Source organism: Lentzea sp. NPDC020367, from assembly GCF_044387305.1.
Classification (GTDB): domain Bacteria; phylum Actinomycetota; class Actinomycetes; order Mycobacteriales; family Pseudonocardiaceae; genus Lentzea.
The window spans coordinates 190,255-206,228 of sequence record NZ_JBIRVV010000007.1; the positions used below are offsets into that span (position 1 = coordinate 190,255).

General features: G+C 70.0%; 17 protein-coding genes. 4 read left to right on the forward strand and 13 right to left on the reverse strand.

Annotation, left to right across the window (positions count from 1 at the left end; translation table 11 throughout):
* Window positions 1-64: 64 nt before the first annotated feature.
* Window positions 65-577, reverse strand: a complete 513-nt coding sequence (locus ACH413_RS29090) for a polyadenylate-specific 3'-exoribonuclease AS (protein ID WP_093599879.1) — start codon at window positions 575-577, stop codon at window positions 65-67.
* Window positions 578-598: 21 nt separating this feature from the next.
* Window positions 599-1,333 (reverse strand): lysophospholipid acyltransferase family protein, encoded by a 735-nt coding sequence (locus ACH413_RS29095; RefSeq protein WP_360043105.1) that lies wholly within the window; start codon window positions 1,331-1,333, stop codon window positions 599-601.
* 245 nt (window positions 1,334-1,578) lie between these two features.
* Between ACH413_RS29095 and ACH413_RS29100 the strand changes: the two genes are divergently transcribed.
* A complete protein-coding gene (locus ACH413_RS29100) occupies window positions 1,579-2,034 on the forward strand; it encodes a hypothetical protein (RefSeq protein WP_360043102.1) in 456 nt (151 codons plus the stop codon).
* A 66-nt stretch (window positions 2,035-2,100) separates the two neighbouring features.
* Complete coding sequence (locus ACH413_RS29105; RefSeq protein ID WP_360043099.1) at window positions 2,101-2,232, forward strand: hypothetical protein; 132 nt, start codon at window positions 2,101-2,103, stop codon at window positions 2,230-2,232.
* A gap of 83 nt (window positions 2,233-2,315) precedes the next feature.
* Here ACH413_RS29105 and ACH413_RS29110 read toward each other — a convergent pair whose 3' ends face one another.
* The 7 genes from ACH413_RS29110 to ACH413_RS29140 all read right to left on the reverse strand — a co-directional run bounded on the left by ACH413_RS29110 (window position 2,316) and on the right by ACH413_RS29140 (window position 6,996).
* Window positions 2,316-2,531: a DUF2945 domain-containing protein gene (locus ACH413_RS29110; protein ID WP_360043096.1), complete on the reverse strand. Its 216-nt coding sequence runs from the start codon at window positions 2,529-2,531 to the stop codon at window positions 2,316-2,318.
* 208 nt (window positions 2,532-2,739) lie between these two features.
* Entirely contained in the window at window positions 2,740-3,738 is a 999-nt protein-coding gene (locus ACH413_RS29115; protein WP_360043093.1) for an ROK family glucokinase, read from the reverse strand.
* Window positions 3,738-4,085, reverse strand: a complete 348-nt coding sequence (locus ACH413_RS29120; RefSeq protein ID WP_360043091.1) for a hypothetical protein — start codon at window positions 4,083-4,085, stop codon at window positions 3,738-3,740. Before ACH413_RS29120 ends, ACH413_RS29115 begins: the two co-directional genes overlap by 1 nt.
* Before the next feature lie 14 nt (window positions 4,086-4,099).
* Window positions 4,100-5,308: an ArsA family ATPase gene (locus ACH413_RS29125; protein ID WP_360043088.1), complete on the reverse strand. Its 1,209-nt coding sequence runs from the start codon at window positions 5,306-5,308 to the stop codon at window positions 4,100-4,102.
* Window positions 5,305-5,745 (reverse strand): SRPBCC family protein, encoded by a 441-nt coding sequence (locus ACH413_RS29130; RefSeq protein ID WP_093599897.1) that lies wholly within the window; start codon window positions 5,743-5,745, stop codon window positions 5,305-5,307. The genes ACH413_RS29125 and ACH413_RS29130 overlap by 4 nt, the downstream gene beginning before the upstream one ends.
* Before the next feature lie 23 nt (window positions 5,746-5,768).
* Window positions 5,769-6,557: a metallophosphoesterase gene (locus tag ACH413_RS29135; RefSeq protein WP_330270040.1), complete on the reverse strand. Its 789-nt coding sequence runs from the start codon at window positions 6,555-6,557 to the stop codon at window positions 5,769-5,771.
* A gap of 58 nt (window positions 6,558-6,615) precedes the next feature.
* Window positions 6,616-6,996 carry a polyketide cyclase / dehydrase and lipid transport gene (locus ACH413_RS29140; protein ID WP_360043084.1) on the reverse strand — a complete coding sequence of 127 codons (381 nt, stop codon included), beginning with the start codon at window positions 6,994-6,996 and terminating at the stop codon, window positions 6,616-6,618.
* 98 nt (window positions 6,997-7,094) lie between these two features.
* Between ACH413_RS29140 and ACH413_RS29145 the strand changes: the two genes are divergently transcribed.
* Together ACH413_RS29145 and ACH413_RS29150 are read left to right on the forward strand one after the other, a co-directional pair.
* Complete coding sequence (locus tag ACH413_RS29145) at window positions 7,095-8,891, forward strand: long-chain fatty acid--CoA ligase (protein WP_360043081.1); 1,797 nt, start codon at window positions 7,095-7,097, stop codon at window positions 8,889-8,891.
* Between the two features lie 250 nt (window positions 8,892-9,141).
* Window positions 9,142-12,009 (forward strand): BTAD domain-containing putative transcriptional regulator, encoded by a 2,868-nt coding sequence (locus ACH413_RS29150; protein ID WP_360043078.1) that lies wholly within the window; start codon window positions 9,142-9,144, stop codon window positions 12,007-12,009.
* Window positions 12,010-12,058: 49 nt separating this feature from the next.
* On the opposite strand, the gene ACH413_RS29155 is transcribed toward ACH413_RS29150, so the two are convergent.
* The 4 genes from ACH413_RS29155 to ACH413_RS29170 all read right to left on the reverse strand — a co-directional run bounded on the left by ACH413_RS29155 (window position 12,059) and on the right by ACH413_RS29170 (window position 15,883).
* On the reverse strand, window positions 12,059-12,967 hold the full coding sequence (locus ACH413_RS29155) for a MerR family transcriptional regulator (RefSeq protein ID WP_360043075.1): 909 nt from the start codon (window positions 12,965-12,967) through the stop codon (window positions 12,059-12,061).
* Window positions 12,968-13,043: 76 nt separating this feature from the next.
* Entirely contained in the window at window positions 13,044-14,147 is a 1,104-nt protein-coding gene (locus tag ACH413_RS29160; protein ID WP_360043072.1) for a glycosyltransferase family 4 protein, read from the reverse strand.
* 10 nt (window positions 14,148-14,157) lie between these two features.
* Window positions 14,158-14,931, reverse strand: a complete 774-nt coding sequence (locus ACH413_RS29165) for a hypothetical protein (RefSeq protein WP_360043069.1) — start codon at window positions 14,929-14,931, stop codon at window positions 14,158-14,160.
* A gap of 10 nt (window positions 14,932-14,941) precedes the next feature.
* Window positions 14,942-15,883 carry a C40 family peptidase gene (locus tag ACH413_RS29170; RefSeq protein ID WP_360043067.1) on the reverse strand — a complete coding sequence of 314 codons (942 nt, stop codon included), beginning with the start codon at window positions 15,881-15,883 and terminating at the stop codon, window positions 14,942-14,944.
* Between the last annotated feature and the right edge of the window lie 91 nt (window positions 15,884-15,974).

Genomic DNA, 15,974 nt, shown 5'->3' on the forward strand with positions numbered 1-15,974 from the left:
TCTCTCGTGTTCTGTGTCACGCAGACTTTCACGAGCTGTATCGGTGCAGCAACGCGGGTCTCACTTACCGGACGGGAAAGCCGATTTTCCGCCGCTGCTCCTCGATCACCTTCCACCGCGCGAGGTTGTGCCGCGCGTCGGCGAGGGCGTCGTGCGCGTCCGCCGGAGGAGCCGGCAGTTTGGGGCGGCCGACGTCGTCCCAGCGTTGCCGCAGGTCACGTGTGAAGCGGGGCAGCGCGCGCGGCAACGCCGGCATCGCACCCCACAGCTGCGCGAGCGCCACGTGGTCGTAGGCGGCGAACCAGGCCCACAGCTCGACCTCGTCGCGCGCCGCGTTGCGGGCGTTGAGGAAGTCGAGCAGGTCCTCGCGGATGCGTTCGCGGCCGCGCCACGCCTTGTCCGCGGGCGAGGGCAGCTGGTTGAGAACGTTCTGCCGCACCCACGGTCCCGCGCGATCGGGATCGAACTCGGTGGACACGGCGTAGAACTCGCGGCCTTCCTCGTCGACCACACCGATCGACACGAGGTCGATCGTCAGCCCGTCCTCGATGAACTCACAGTCGTAGAAAAACCGCACCGCGACACCCTAGGGGTGCGCTCAGCTCGCCTTCTTCTCGGGCACCCGGTCGCCCTTCTTGCCCTGTTCCGGCACGTCGGCGGTCTGCTCCTTGGCCTTCGCCGCGTAGACGTCGACGTACTCCTGACCGGAGAGCTCCATCAACGCGTACATGATCTCGTCGGTGATCGAGCGCAGCACGAACCTGTCGCCGGACAGCCCCTCGTAGCGGGAGAAGTCGAGCGGCTTACCGATCTTGATGCGGATCGGGTAGGGCTTCCACATCTTGGAGCCGATGGGGTTCGCCTTGTCCGTGCCGAACATCGCGACGGGAATGACCGGCGCCCCGGACTCCAGCGCGATCCACGCGACGCCGACCTTGCCCTTGTAGAGGCGTGCGTCCGGCGACCGCGTGCCCTCGGGGTAGATGCCGAGCAGCTTGCCCTCGCGCACGATCCGCACGCCGGTGTCGAGCGCTCCCTGCGCGGCGGACGCGCTGGACCGGTCGATCGGCACCTGGCCGACGCCGGTGAAGAACCACTTCTGCAGCTTGCCCTTGATCCCCGTGCCGGTGAAGTACTCGATCTTGGCGGGGAAGGTCATGCGCCGCGACAGCAACAGCGGCAGGAAGAAGGAGTCCGACACGGCGAGGTGGTTGCTCGCCAGGATCGCTCCGCCTTCCTTGGGGATGTTCTCGGCACCCTCGATGATCTTCGGCTGGAAGAACAGCCGCAGAATCGGTCCCAGGAGGACGTGCTTCATCAACCAGTACAGCACCTTGGGAAGCGCCTCCCTTAAGACCCCGCGAAACCTTGATCCCGACAATCAGCCTACGGAGCCGACCGCACCTCACACAACGAGTCCCAAGTTAGTGCGTCACGGCCGCGCCGAAGTGCGTTCCGGGAAGCGCGCCCGGGGATGCGGCCGGGAAGGCGACTAGGCCGACTGCCGTAACCCGCAACACATCCCGCCCGTGCAACGATGTGGGGTCAGAGGGTGGCGGCACGTGGGAGAGGCTCTGGATGAACGCCCGGCGCGACTCGACCGACGGACCGGAGAACGTCGACGAGCTCTTTGCCGAGATCGTCGCGGGTCTCGAACGGGACGGGGTCGGCAAGGACTGGCTCGACCTCGACGAGGCAGGCCCGCAAGAACCGGAACCACGCACCGTCGTGGCCGACGAACCGGCACCGGACCCCGTTGACGAGCCCGAAGGCCGCGATCCGGCCGACGAGGACCACTACGTCCCGCCGGAGCCGCCGCCGTTCCCGGTGCTGCGCGCCTCCACGTTCGCGGCCCTCGGACTGTTCGTGCTGGGCATCCTCCTGCTGGTCGCGCCCGGCATCTTCGGACTGCAGGCGCGCATCGGCACGCCGCTGTCCCTGGTGGCGCTGTGCGCGGGGGTCGGCTGGCTGATCCTGCGCATGCGCAACACCCCTCCGCCCGACTCGGGCTGGGACGACGGCGCCCAGGTGTGACACGTCACGTCTTGCTTGGTAACGACGTGATAACAGCCACTCAAACCTTCAGATAACGATTCGGTCGTGCTTACCGTGTCGCCCATGGACCAGATGCAGCACCTGATGATGGCCCGCGCCATGGCGACCCTGAGCAAGAAGGACGCGGAGCGCGCCAAGCGCCGCCGCCCGCGCATCCTGCGCCTGCTCGGCCGCTAGATCTGGGTCCGGCCGCTTCGGCCGGTCGTTCGAGCCAGGTGTTCGCGGCGGGTGAACAACCCCGACACGCTCGCCGCGAACCCTCACTCCCTCTTCCGCAGCGCGTCCGGCTTGTGCACCGCGTCCTTGCCGCTCTTGGCGCTGCGCACCCGGTACTGCGGCTCCTCCTCCGAAGCCGCCACCTTGCGCCCGGCGGCCCGCGTCTCGCCGGTGATCTCCTCCACGACCTCGCCGTGAGTCTGCGAGCCGTGACTCGACCACTCGACCTGGTCCCCCGGCTCGTACGGATGCTTCGTCATCGGAGCCTCCTGACGTCCGCTTCGCCGACCCCGGCCAGGTACCCGAGCACGCGACACCGAACACCTCCTCGCACCCTTTGCAATGGGTCATTTGCGGACGAAGTCCAAAGAGTCATTGCTAAGCGGCAGGTCAGCGCCGTCGCAAGACTGATATATCGGCGTGATGGCGGTATATCAGCGCGGAGAGGGAGGGCGTGCCGGGTGGGGGTCAGGAGCGGCGCGAGTGGTTCTTCCCTGCCCGTGAGGGCGTCTGGGAGGTCATCTGGGCGGCCATCTCGCGGGCCAGGGTCGCCGCGCCCACGATGCCGGCGTCGTCGCCGAGCTGGGCGGTGCGGATCCGGGCCAGCGGCCGGTGGCCCGCTCCCGTCACCACGGCGGAGTAGCGCTCGCGGGCGTCGTCGAGGAACAGAGGCGCCGACGTCGACACGCCTCCCCCGATGACGATCACCTCGGGGTCGTAGACGTCGGCGACGAGTGCCAGGCCCTCGCCGAGCCAGCGGGCCAGGTCGGCCATCGCGCGTTTGGCCAGCGGGTCGCCGTCGCGGGCCGCGCCTGCCACCCGGCGGCCGGTCACCGCGCGGGAGTCGCCGGCGGCCTCGCGGGCCAGGACGGTGGAGACGCCGGGGTGTTTCGCGAGCAGTTCCACGGCCGTGGCGCTCAGGGCCGTGCCGCTGCAGTAGCGCTCCCAGCAGCCGTTCTTGCCGCACGGGCAGGGGCGACCGTCCGGGACGACGCGCAGGTGGCCCAGTTCGGGGGCGACGCCGTACGCGCCGCGGAAGACCTCGCCGTTGAGCAGCAGCGCGGCGCCGATGCCCGTGCCGATGGCGACGAGGACGGCGGTCTTGGCGCCTCGGGCGGCGCCGAAGCGGTGTTCGGCGAGGGCGGCGGCGTTCGCGTCGTGTTCCAGCACGACCGGCATGCCCAGGCGGTCGCTCATGCGGTCGGCCACGTCGGCCTGCCGCCACGCCAGGTGGGGCGCGAAACGGACCGTGCGGCGGTCTGAGGCGATGAAGCCCGCCACGGCCAGTCCGACGGCGCTCACGGCGTGGCGGTCCGCCACCTCCTCCACGGCGGCGACGATCGCGTCTTCGAGAGCGCGTTCGCCCGCCGGGGTGGGCGCGCGGGAGGTGTCCAGCACCGAGCCGCGCGGGTCCACGACGCCCGCGCGCACGCTGGTGCCACCGATGTCCACTCCGACCGTGAGCACTAGTCGGTCTTCCTGACGACCTTGATGTGCTGCACGCGCTGTCCGGCCTCCGGCGCGGGCTCCTCGGAGTGCTCCGCGGGAGGCGGGGTGCCGGGCTCGCGCAGGGCGGCCCGCAGCACCGCTACCAGGCCGGCCGCGTGTTCGGCGGCCTTGGCGGCCAGTTCGGAACGGTCGCCGCGCAGCAGTGCGACGCCGTTGCACAACGGACACCAGCCGCACGTCTCGGGCGTGTGCGAGCCGTCGCCGGCCTCGGAGACGCGCTGCAACCACGGCTGCATGCGCTCGGCGGCCGTGTCGATGAGCAGCCGCAGCTCCTCGGCGAGCTTGCCGGTGTTGTCCTGAGTCATCTACAAGCTCCTGATCAGCGCCAGAGGGAAGGGTCCGGGCGGAACCCCACCGTCACGCCACCCGAGTCCATCTCCGCACCGGTGACGATGCAGCGCCTCAGCAACGACGGCAGCGCCACGAGCCGACGCCGGCCGTCGACGGTCAGCGCCAGGTCGTCGCTCACGCGCGCGAGGTCCAGCTCCGTGTCGTCGGCCAGCGGCAAAGCGATCCGCAACGAATAGCGGGCGTCGAGCCCGCGACCGCTGCCCGACACCTCCAGCAACGACGCAGAAACCGCAGCGCCCGGCAACGGGTCCGAGTCGCCGTAGAGCTGCTCGGCGACCTCCAGCAGTGCCGGCACGCCCACGGGCTCCGACGCGCGGTGGTCGACCGTGCGGATCTCACCGATCCCGGTCAGTTCGGTCAGCACGGCGTCCTGCTCGTGGCGACGCGTGCGCAGCCACGAGGCGGCGGCACCGCGCGCGGCACCCGGCGAGGGCACCAACCGGTTCGCGATCACGCTGTCGACCCGGATTCCCTGCAACGCCAACGCGGTCAGCGTGCGGCGGGTCTCGGCGGCGACGACGCGTTCGGGCGTCAGCACCAGCCGCACCGAGCACGACGACGAGTCCGTGAGCATCGAGCGCAACGCGTCCAGCCGCTCGGCGAGCCGGCTCAGCGCGTCGGCCGTCGCGTCCCACTTCTCGACGGTCCCGGTGCCGGCGACGCCCGCGAGCAGCCCGCGCACCACGCGCCGGTGCGTCGGGAAGAGCCGCTCGAGATAGCCGGCGAACGCCTCGGGCAGCGACAGCAGCCGCAACGTCTCCGCGGTCGGCCCGCAGTCGACGACCACGACCTCCCACGGCCCGGACGACGCGAGCCGCCGCACCTCCGCCAGCGCGAGGAGTTCCTCGACACCGGGAAGCACGGTCAGTTCCTCGGCGTCGAGCTCGTCGACACCGGCGCCCGCCAGCACGGTCCGCAGGTGCCCGCGCAGATCACCCCAGGCCTCGTCGACGAGGCCGCGAGGATCGATCTGGCAGGCGAACAAGCCATCCGATCCGTCCACTTCGGACGGTTCGGCACCGAGACGCACGTCGAGCGCGTCCCCCAGCGAGTGCGCGGGATCGGTGGAGACCACGAGCGCCTTGCGGCCGTGCGCGGCCAGTGAGGCGGCCGTCGCGGCCGACAGCGTCGTCTTGCCGACCCCGCCCTTGCCGGTGAAGAGCAGGACCCGGCTCAAGCCGCCTTCTCCGCGCGCTTCTTGAGTTCCTTGAGCGCGGTGTCGAGGATCAGCTTCTCGGCCTTGCGGCGGAACAGCCCGATCATCGGGATCACCAGCTGCACCGACAGCGTGTAGGTGACCTTGGTCCCGGTACCGGACGGCGCCAGCACGTAGCTGCCCTGCTGCGCCTTCTGCATGGTGCCCTTGACGAGCTGCCACTTCACCGACAGACCGTCGGCGGCCCAGTCGTACTTCAGGGTGTACTCGTCCTTCACGGGACCCTGGTCGATCGCGAACCGCACCTGCTCGGCACGGCCGTCGTCGCGGGAGTCGAGGACCTCGACTTCCTTCATCCCGTTCGCCCAGTCCGGGTACGACGGGAAGTCCGCGATGATCGCCATGATCTTCTCAGGCGGAGCGTCGATGACGATGGACTGAGTGGACTCGTCGGCCATGTGTGAGGAGGTTACTCGCGTCTTTACCAGTTGAGGACGTGAGGCTTGCCGCTGCGCTGGAAGTGCCCGACGTTGACGCACTCGGTGTAGCCGACGCGCACGCGCCTGGCCAACGGCTGGTGCACGTGCCCGAACACCGACCAGCGCGGACGCTCGCGCACGATCTTGTCCAGCGCGGCCCTCGATCCCCATTCGGGACGGCGCGCGACGACGTCGTAGGTCAGCTCCGGCACGAGCGGCGGTATGTGCGTGCACAGCACGTCGACCTGGCCGATCCGCTCCAGGGCGGCCGCCATGTCCTCCTCCGTGCGCAGGTACGGGAACCACGGCGCGTTGGGGTTGCGGACCAGTCCCGGCACCATCAGGCCGCCGCCCGCGAAGCCGAACCTCAGCCCGCCGATCTCCGCGGCCTCGCCGTCGAGCACGTGCACGCCGTCACGGGCGAACTGCGGCCACAGGTGCGGACTGTCCACATTGCCCGGTGTCGCGTACGTCGGCGCGGACATGGCGCTGAACAACGCGTGGTACTGCTCCAGCACCGCTTCTTCCACGACGGAACGGGCGTCGGCGAGACCGTCCCACAGCGATCGGATGTAGCTCGCCGTGTCCGCGCGCCTGGTGCCGCGTCTCAGTTCGGCGAAGATCCCGACCTTCTCCGCGCCGAAGACGCGGCCGAGGATCCCCTTGGAGTGGTCGTAGTAGTCGACGAAGTCGATCAGGTCGCCGAGCACGACGAGAGCGTCAGCCCCGTCGCCGGCACGCGCCAGCGCCTCAGCGTTGCCGTGCACATCCGAGACCACGTGAACCCGCACGGTTCCAACTTAGTTGACGCCGCATGGGGGTGTTCTGTGAGACGCACGTCAAGCAAGATCACCCTGCCGGCGGGCAGCCGGCCGGACGACCGTCCTCCAGAGTCAGCTTGAGCCCCAGTGCGACGGATTTCGCGTCGAGCTGACGGCGTTGCACTTCGCGACGGGCGTTGCGGGGTGTGAGCGAACCGGCGGGAGAATCAGCGCGGAGGAAGTAGTGCAACACGGTGCCGTCGAGCATAGGTTCGAGCCAGACCTCCATCGTGCCGACGAGTGCGCCGCCCACGGTCCAGCGCAGCCCCTCTTCGCCACGGTCGGCGTAGACGTCCAGTTCGAGATCAGGCCAGAAGGCCCGCCACGACGAGGCCGTGGCGAAGGCTGCGGCGACCACGCTGGGTGGTACCGCGAGGAATGTCTCGTCGACGACGTCCACGCTGGCCATGAGGACAAAAGGTAACGGAAGGGCGTACCAACCTTTGTATCGCCGGAATCACACGCTAAGTTTCCCCACCAGTAACATTTCACCGTACGGAGGTTGACGTGCGCGAGTTCAGCGTCCCCGCCACCGCCGCTGTGGCTCCGGAGGAAAACCTCACCGACATGGTGTGGGCCAACGCGGAGCGCTTCGGCAACGCCGTCAGCTTCCGCAGGCAGGTCGACGGCACCTGGGTCGACATCACCGCGCGTGACTTCGCCGCGCAGGTCATGGCCGTCGCGAAGGGCCTGGTAGCAGCCGGTCTCGAGCTCGGCGACCGGGTCGGTTTGGTCTCCAAGACGCGCTACGAGTGGTCGTTGCTCGACTTCGCCATCTGGGCGGCGGGCGGCGTCGTGGTGCCGATCTACGAGACGTCGTCGGCGGACCAGATCGAGTGGATCCTGTCCGACTCCGGCGCGAAGGCGGTGTTCGTCGAGGCGCCCTCGCACCGCGCGATGGTCGACGACGTCGTCGGCACGCTGCCCGAGCTGCGCCACGTGTGGCAGATCGACGGTGCGGCGGCTGCGGTCGACGAGCTGACCGCGCTGGGCGCCGAGATCACCGACGAGCAGGTGCACGAGCGTCGCGGGCAGGTGCAGGCGGACCAGACGGCGACGCTGGTCTACACCTCCGGCACCACCGGCCGCCCCAAGGGCTGCACGCTGACGCACCGCAACCTGCTGTCCGAGGTGCGGTCGGCGCTGTCGCGGTTCCCGGAGATCCTCACGGCCGGCAACTCGCTGCTGCTGTTCCTGCCGCTCGCGCACATCCTGGCGCGTGCCCTGGCGCTGGCGTGCGTGTACTCGCGGGCGACCGTGGGCCACACGGCGGACGTGAAGAACCTCGTCGAGGACCTCGGCCAGTTCCGCCCGACGTTCGTCGTCGCGGTGCCGCGCGTGTTCGAGAAGGTCTACAACGGCGCGAAGCAGAAGGCGCACGCCGGCGGCAAGGGCAAGATCTTCGACGCCGCCGAGGCGACGTCCGTCGCATACTCGAGCGCCTTGGACAACGGCGGTCCTGGACTCGGGCTGCGGATCAAGCACGCGGTGTTCGACAAGCTGGTGTTCGCGAAGCTGCGCGGTGCCCTGGGTGGTCGCGCGATCGCGGCGGTCTCCGGTGGCGCTCCGCTGGGCGACCGGCTGTCGCACTTCTTCCGCGGCGCGGGCATCCCGGTCTACGAGGGCTACGGCCTGACCGAGACGTCGGCGGCGGCGTGCGTGACGTTCCGCGGCCAGGAGAAGGTCGGCACGGTCGGCCTGCCGGTGCCCGGCACGTCGGTGAAGATCGCCGAGGACGGCGAGATCCTCATCAAGGGCGACATCGTGTTCACCGGCTACTGGAACAACGAGGCCGCCACCAAGGAGGCCTTGGAGGACGGCTGGTTCCACACAGGTGACATCGGCGAGCTCGACAACGACGGGTTCCTGAAGATCACGGGCCGCAAGAAGGAGATCATCGTCACCGCCGGTGGCAAGAACGTCTCCCCCGCGCAGCTCGAGGACCGGATCCGGGCGCACCCGCTGATCTCGCAGTGCATGGTCGTCGGCGACAAGCAGCCGTTCATCGGCGCGCTGATCACGATCGACCCGGAGTTCTTCCCGTCGTGGAAGGAGTCGCACGGCAAGCCGAGCTCGGCCGAGGTGCCCGACCTGATCGAGGACGCGGACCTGCTGGCCGAGATCCAGGCCGTGGTGGACGAGGCGAACAAGTCGGTGTCCAAGGCCGAGGCGATCCGCAAGTTCCGGGTGCTGCCGGTGGACTTCACGGAGGCGGGCGGCGAGATGACGCCGTCGCTGAAGCTGAAGCGCTCTGTCGTGGCGACGACCTACTCGTCCGACATCGACGCCATCTACGCGAAGTAACCGCAGGTCAAATGCGCGAAAGGCCCAGGAGCTGAGAGAGTGCTCCTGGGCCTTTCGACCCCCAGCGATCGTGATCCGCGAACTTTCCGCGGAACCCGAGAAGTGTGTTGCCCCGGCCCCCCGACCGGGACATGAAGAAGATTGCCGTACGGCGCTGACGTATCGCTGACGCGCCGATGTCACTTGGCGACAGCGCGCTAATAGGCTGTGAGTCAGACGGGGATCATCTGGCGCGCACGAGGGGTTGGCAATGGCTTCGGGTCCGCAGTTCCGGCTGCTCGGCCCGATGGAAGTACGCCTGGCCGGCTCCGCTGTCGTACTGCGAGCGGGCAAGCACAGAGCGTTGCTGGCGGCGTTGCTGTTGCGGCCGAACCGCGTGGTTCCCGTGACGGAACTCGTCGAGCACGTGTGGGGGGACACACCGCCCGCGCGCACGCGTGGGACATTGCAGACGTACGTGATGCGGCTGCGGGCGGCGTTGGGCGATCCCTCGTTGATCCAGACGGCCCCCGACGGCTATCGGATGCTCGTGGACCCGCTGGCCGTGGACGCGCATCGGTTCGCGGACGCGGCGGCTCGCGGACGGACGGCCGTCTCGTCGGAGGACCTGGTCACGGCGCGGAAAGCGTTTGCCGAGGCGCTGGAACTGTGGCGCGGGCCGGTGCTGTCGGACGTGCCTTCGGAGACGCTGTACGCGGAGCACGCGCCGCGGCTGACCGAGCTGCTGATGACGGTGCACGAGCAGCGGATCGACGTGGAGCTCGCGCTGGGCAACCACGCGGACCTGGTGCCGGAGCTGTTCACGCTGACGCGGGACCACCCGTTGCGGGAACGGTTCTGGGCGCAGCTGATGCTCGCGCTGTACCGCTGCAGCAGGCAGGCGGAGGCGCTGGAGGCGTTCCGGCAGCTCGACCGGACCTTGGACGACCAGCTGGGCATCGACCCGTCGGCCGAGCTGCGGGCGTTGCACCAGGCGATCCTGATGGGGGCGCGAGAGCTGGCTGCGCCGGTGGTGGCGCGGGAACCGGAACGCGCGCCGGCGTCACCCATGCGCCTGCCGGACGACATCGCGGACTTCACCGGGCGGTCCCGGCACGTGGAGCGGATCTCCGGGCTGATCACGGGCGGGTCGGTGCCGATCGTGACGCTGGCCGGGCCGCCGGGGGTGGGCAAGACGACGCTGGCGGTGCGCGTGGCGCATCTGCTGCGGGACCGGTTCCCGGACGGGCAGCTCTACGTCGACCTGCGCGGCTATGCGCTGGGGGCGCCGGCGGACGGGATGGACGTGCTGTCGCGGTTCCTGCGGGCGCTGGGCGTGCCGCCGGACGAGATCCCGCCGGACGCGGACGAGCAGAGCACGATGCTGCGGTCGTTGCTGTCGGGCCGGCGGATGTTGCTGCTGCTGGACAACGCCTCCGCGCCCGACCAGGTGCGGCCGCTGCTGCCGGGGACGGCGTCGTGCCGGGTGATCGTGACGTCGCGGGACGACCTGCGCGGGCTGATCGCGATGAACGGCGCGCGGACTGTGCCGGTGGACGTCTTCGAGGCCGCGGAGTCCGCGTCGTTGCTGACGAAGCTGCTCGGGCCCGGTGACCACGCGGAGCTGGCGTCGCGGTGCGGGCACCTGCCGCTGGCGTTGCGGGTGGCTGCGGCGTACCTGGCCGGGCGGGACGACGTGACGATCTCCGGTTCGCCGATCGAACTCGCCTACGCCGCGCTGCCTCCCGCGCCGCAGCGGTTGTTCCGGCTGCTGTCGCTGGTGCCGGGACCGGACTTCACCGCGGAGGCCGCGTCCGCGCTGGCCGACGTGGACGCCGAGGGCCTGCTGACGGTGCTGGCGATCGCGCGTCTGGTCGTGCGGGTGGCGCCTGGTCGTTACCGGTTCCACGACGAGCTGGTCCGCTACGCGGCCTCGTTGCGCGAGGAGTCGGACAGCCCGTCCGAGCAGCAGGCGTCGTGGGCGGCGTTGCTCAACCACTACCTGCGTGGCGTCGAACGCTGTGCCGAACTGCTCTACCCCGGAATCGTGCGGCTGCCGTCGTCGGCCTCGGGGCCGGCGCCGCGGATCTCCACCTCCGCCGAGGCGCTGACGTGGCTCGACGCGGAACGCTCAAACCTGATCGCCGCCATCCGGCACGCGGCCGAGCACGGCCCCGCGGAGATGGCCTGGCAGCTCGCCGACGCGCTGCGCGGCTACCTGTGGATCGGTCAGCACGTCGGCGAATGGCTCGCGACGGCGCACCACGGCCTGCAGGCCGCGCGGAAGTCCGGGCACCGCCCGGCTGAGGCCGCGATGCACGCGAACCTCGGCACCCTCTACCTGCGGCTGGGCGAGTACGCGCGCTCCGTCGAGCACCACGACCACGCGATCGAGCTGTACCGGGCGCTGGGCGACAAGGACGCCGAGGCGAGCGTGCTGAACAACCTCAGCCTCGTGCACCGGCGTTCCGGCGACCTGGCCGCCGCGAAGGACGCCCTGCTCCGCTGCCTGGAGATGCTGCGCTCGGCGCCGGCGGACAGCGTCAGCACCGGCCTGTACAACCTCGGCCAGCTCGCCGTGGAACTCGGCGAGATCGACGGCGCCGTCGAACACTTCTCGCAGGCACTGGTGCTGGCACCGAACGCGGACAGCCACACCTACCTGGGCATGGCTTTGCGCCTGCAGGGACGCCTCGACGAGGCCCGCGCCCACCTCGACCGCGCCCTGGAGATCGGCAACGTCCCCGCCGGCGAGGCCGAGACCCTGGAGAACCTCGCCGCCCTGGAACTCGCCTCCGGCAACGCCGAGGCGGCCCTGTCCCTGGCCTCGCGCGCCCTGTCCCTGGTCGCGGACGGCGGCGACCAGCAGGTGGCGACCACGGCCCGGATCACGCTCGGCGAGATCCGCCGCGCCCTGGCCGACCTCGACGCCGCCGCCGGCCTGTTCGAACAGGCTCTCGCGACGGCCCGGCGGATCGGCTACGCGTCGGGCGAGGTCCGCGCGCTGATCGACCTCGCCGTGGTGCTGCGGGACCTCGACCGCGACGCCGATTCGCGGTCGGCCGCCGAACTGGCCGCGCGACGCGGCGCCGAACTCGGATTGCGCGCCCTGGAGAACAGGGCCCGCGAACTAGCCTGACCCGCGTCGACGTCCACTACTCCAGCTCGCGATATCCCATATATCGCGGCTATCGGTGTGCGCGCAGGGCGGCGGCGAGCCAGGCGAACGCGGGCACGCTGCGCGGTCCTGGCGGACGATCGCCGATCAGGCCCAGCAGTTCCCAGTAGCGTTCGACGCGAGGCTCGGCCACCAGATCCAGCCATTCGAGCAGTGCCTGTGACTCCGTGCCGGCGAGGTCGGTGGGAACGACGCGGTCGAGGATCGCGCGGCCGGCGCCGGACTCCGGTGCGATCTTCTTCTCGGCGGCCGGGCCCGCGTGCTCGAGAACCAGGGGCCGGACGTTGAGGCCGAAGTCGATGCGGTCGCCGCCTCCGCCGTGCAACACCATCTGCCGCATGGCGCGCTGGAAGTCGGCGTCGGAGACGAGTTCGGCCAACTCCACCCAGGCGTCGACCTGCGCCGAGGTGGGGTCGTCTGGCAGTTGTGGGGGCATCTCCCGCATGAAGCCCGCGATGACCAGCACGTCCGCGTCCTCGACGCCGGCGAAGATCTTGTCGACGAAGCCGTCGATGAGCTCCTGCCGTTCCTGAGCCGACAGCCGGGCGAGTTCGTGCATCAGGGACAGTCCTTCAGTCTTGTTCTCGCGGCAGACGGCGTGATGGAGGACCGCGCGGTTCAGCCGCAACACCCGGATCTGGGCGTCCAGGGCCTCGACGTGGGCCGCGGCGACCTCGGCCAGCGTGGACTGCCGGTCGACCACCCTCCGCACCGCCTCCAGGCCTAGACCCAGCTCGCGAAGCGTCCGGACCAGGCGCAGGCGGCCGACCGCGTCGGCACCGTAGACGCGGTAGCCACCGGAGTTCCGTTCCAAAGGCGGTACCACTCCGCTGTCGGACCAGAACCGGATCGTGCGCGCCGGCAGCCCCGTGCGGCGAGCCAGCTCTCCGATCGTGTAGCGGCCCATCTCTTCGTCCATGCCGCCAACCTGCACCTTCCACCCGCTGGAAGGTCAACCCGATTACCGCGTGTGCCGCGATATATCGGATATCAGGTCAGCCGATGAGGTTCTCGAGGCGGTGGGCGAGCTGGTCCCAGCGCCAGTGGTCGCTGACCCACTCCCGGCCCGTGCGCCCCATCTTGGCCGCCGTCTCGGGATCGGCGAGCAGCGACGCGATCCGCTCGGCGACGTTCTCGACGTCGCGGCCGTCGACGACGTTGCCGGTGATGCCGTCGCGCACGGTCTCCGGAGCACCACCGGACCGTCCGGCCACCACGGGCAGCCCGGTGGCCGAGGCCTCCAGGTAGACGATGCCGAGGCCTTCGACGTCGAGGCCACGGCCGCGCGTGCGGCACGGCATCGCGAAGACGTCGCCGGCGTTGTAGTGCGCGGGCAGTTCCTCCCACGGCACCGAGCCGGTCAGCACGATGTCCTTCGACCCGGCGGCCAGCTTCTCGAGCGTCGCCCGGTACGGCCCGCCGCCGACGATCAGCAGTGCGGCGTCCGGCACCGACCGCTGGATCAGCGGCAGCGCGCGGATCAGGACGTCCTGTCCCTTGCGCGGCACGAGACGCGACACGCAGACGATCACCGGCCGGTCGCCCAGCCCGTACCGGCGGCGGATCTCGGCGCGCGCGGCGGGATCCGGCCGGTACAGCTCGGTGTCCACACCGGAGGGAAGGTGTTCGAGCGCCGCCATCGGGCCGAACGCCGCCGCGAACCGCGAACGGGTGTAGCGGCTGACGTAGGTCACGACGTCCACTCCGGACCCGATGGCCCGCAACGCCTGCCGCGCCACCGGCAGCATCGACCAGCCGACCTCGTGCCCGTGCGTGCACGCCACCGCGCGGCTGAGTCCGAGCGACGGCGCCAGCAACGCCAATGGTGCCGCCGCCCCGAACCACGCGGCCTCGCAGGACTCAGCGCGGGCGATGTCGCGGGCGCGGGCGAGGACGTCCGGCGTCGGCAGCATCAACGACGTCGGGTGCCGCACCACCGGGAACGGCTGCTCGGCGTCGAACTCCTCCGCGCCCTTCCACTTCGGCGCGTACACGACGAGCGAGTCCGCGGGCATCCGTGTCGCCAAAGCGTGCAGGTAGGACTGGATGCCACCGGGGCGGGGCGGGAAGTCGTTGGTCACCAGCAAGGTTCGGCGCACGAACTCAACGCTATCCGATGCTCGTTTTCAGGAACTCACGCCAACCCGCCACGTCAATGACGCTCGGGTCCACAGAAGACAACGACGCGTGCCGCAGGAAGAAGTCCACGACGCCTCGCTCCCCCAGCCGCGACTCCAGATAAACCATGATCGAGTACGCCTGCTGGTAGGCCAGATCACGCCCGGTGCCGCCGAAGTCGACCGGCAACGCCGAGACGTCCGACTTGAGCAAAGGCGCGGCCTGGCGAAGCGACAACCCCATGCCGTGGAACGCCACCCAGTCCGCGAATCCCTCGACCAGCCACAGCGGCGCGGAGTCCGAGGTCAGGTCCCGCGTCGCGACATGCGTGATCTCGTGCCGCAGCAGCACGCGCAACTCGACGTCCGACAACGCCGATGCCCGCACCCGGTTGATGACGACGCGCTGCCCGGAGCCGTCGCTGTCCCGAATGGCGATTCCGGCCATGTCCGCGAACGCAGGCCCGACGAGCGACACCAGCTCGCTGTCCGTAGCCGGAACAACGACGTCGACCCGCCGACTCCAACTGACATCCAATACATCGGCCACTTCGCGCACCGAAGAGTCCAACGACCCCGACACCCGCGACGCCAACGCACCGTCACAAGAACTGCTGGTCACAGTGCCTGACGCCGCCGTCAGCACGGCCTCATTGCAATGAGGTGTTGCGGTCGGCTGCAACTCAACGGGCCGCAGTGCAACGCTGACGCCCAGCAGGAACGTCATGGCGACGGTGACCGCCAGCAACGTCCGGAGGTGCTTCACCGGCGCAACGCTAGCCCTCGATGCGCCGAATCACCGCGATGGGCCCGATGGCGTCGATCGGCGCGATCTTCACCGGCTGGCCTTCCGTCGAGGCGTGCACCGCCCGCCCGTTGTCGACGGCCATGGCGACGTGCGACCGGCTCGAGTAGTAGATGATCAGATCGCCCGCACGGACCTCGCCACGCGACACGGCGCGTCCGACGCCAGCCTGGCCACCGGACGTGCGCGGGATCGTGAACCCGGCCGCCGCGTACGCCTTCATCGTGAGCCCGGCGCAGTCCCAGCGGTCAGGCCCGGTCGCGCCGTATTGGTAGTCGTCCCCTCGCTGGCCCAGCGCGAAGTTCAGCGCGAGGCCCGCCGCTCCGGAAGGAACGCTGACCTGCGAGCGATCCCCCGGATCACGCAACTGGGTCACGACAGGGGGCGGCAACCGCGTCAGCGCCGAACGCACCTCGGTGATCTGCGCCTGCAGGGCCTGGTTGCGCCCGTCCAGGTCGCTCTTCAGCTTCTCGGCCGCCGCGGTGGTCTCCGCGGCACGAGCGCGCGCGTTCTCCGCCACCTGGTGCGCCTGCCGGGCCTTCTCCACCGCGCCGGACAGCCGCGCGAGCGACTCCGCCTTGTCGGCGGCCAGCACCCGCATCATCTCGAGGCGGATCAGGAAGTCCTGCTGCGAGTCCGCCACGAGCAGCGCCGACAGCTGGTTGAAACGCGCACCCTCGAACGACGCCTGGGCGATGAGGTCGACCTGCCCCTGGAAGTCGTCCTCGTCCCGCTTGGCCTGCCGTTCGACCTGCTGCGCCGCCGACACCGTCGCGGTCGCACGGTCGAGTTCGGCCTTGCGCTGGACGAGATCCTCCTGCGCGCGCAGGACTTCCTCGTTGAGCTTCGTCGCCTGCGCCGTCAGATCCGCGTACGCGCGCGCGGGATCAGCCGGCTGCGCGGCTGAAGACACAGCCGGAGTCGCCGAAAGCAACAGCAGGAGAACTACAAAACCACGGGTGAAGTTGCGCGACATGAGGTCGCCGATCCCCCTCGCCAGAACA

Bases quoted from the DNA above. Each gene is read 5' to 3' on its own strand.
- ACH413_RS29140 (WP_360043084.1), bottom strand. From the start codon at position 6,996: ATGGCCAGCGTGGACGTCGTCGACGAGACATTCCTCGCGGTACCACCC.
- ACH413_RS29110 (WP_360043096.1), bottom strand. From the start codon at position 2,531: ATGACGAAGCATCCGTACGAGCCGGGGGACCAGGTCGAGTGGTCGAGT.
- ACH413_RS29155 (WP_360043075.1), bottom strand. From the start codon at position 12,967: ATGGACGAAGAGATGGGCCGCTACACGATCGGAGAGCTGGCTCGCCGC.
- ACH413_RS29130 (WP_093599897.1), bottom strand. From the start codon at position 5,745: ATGGCCGACGAGTCCACTCAGTCCATCGTCATCGACGCTCCGCCTGAG.
- ACH413_RS29150 (WP_360043078.1), top strand. From the start codon at position 9,142: ATGGCTTCGGGTCCGCAGTTCCGGCTGCTCGGCCCGATGGAAGTACGC.
- ACH413_RS29120 (WP_360043091.1), bottom strand. From the start codon at position 4,085: ATGACTCAGGACAACACCGGCAAGCTCGCCGAGGAGCTGCGGCTGCTC.
- ACH413_RS29100 (WP_360043102.1), top strand. From the start codon at position 1,579: ATGAACGCCCGGCGCGACTCGACCGACGGACCGGAGAACGTCGACGAG.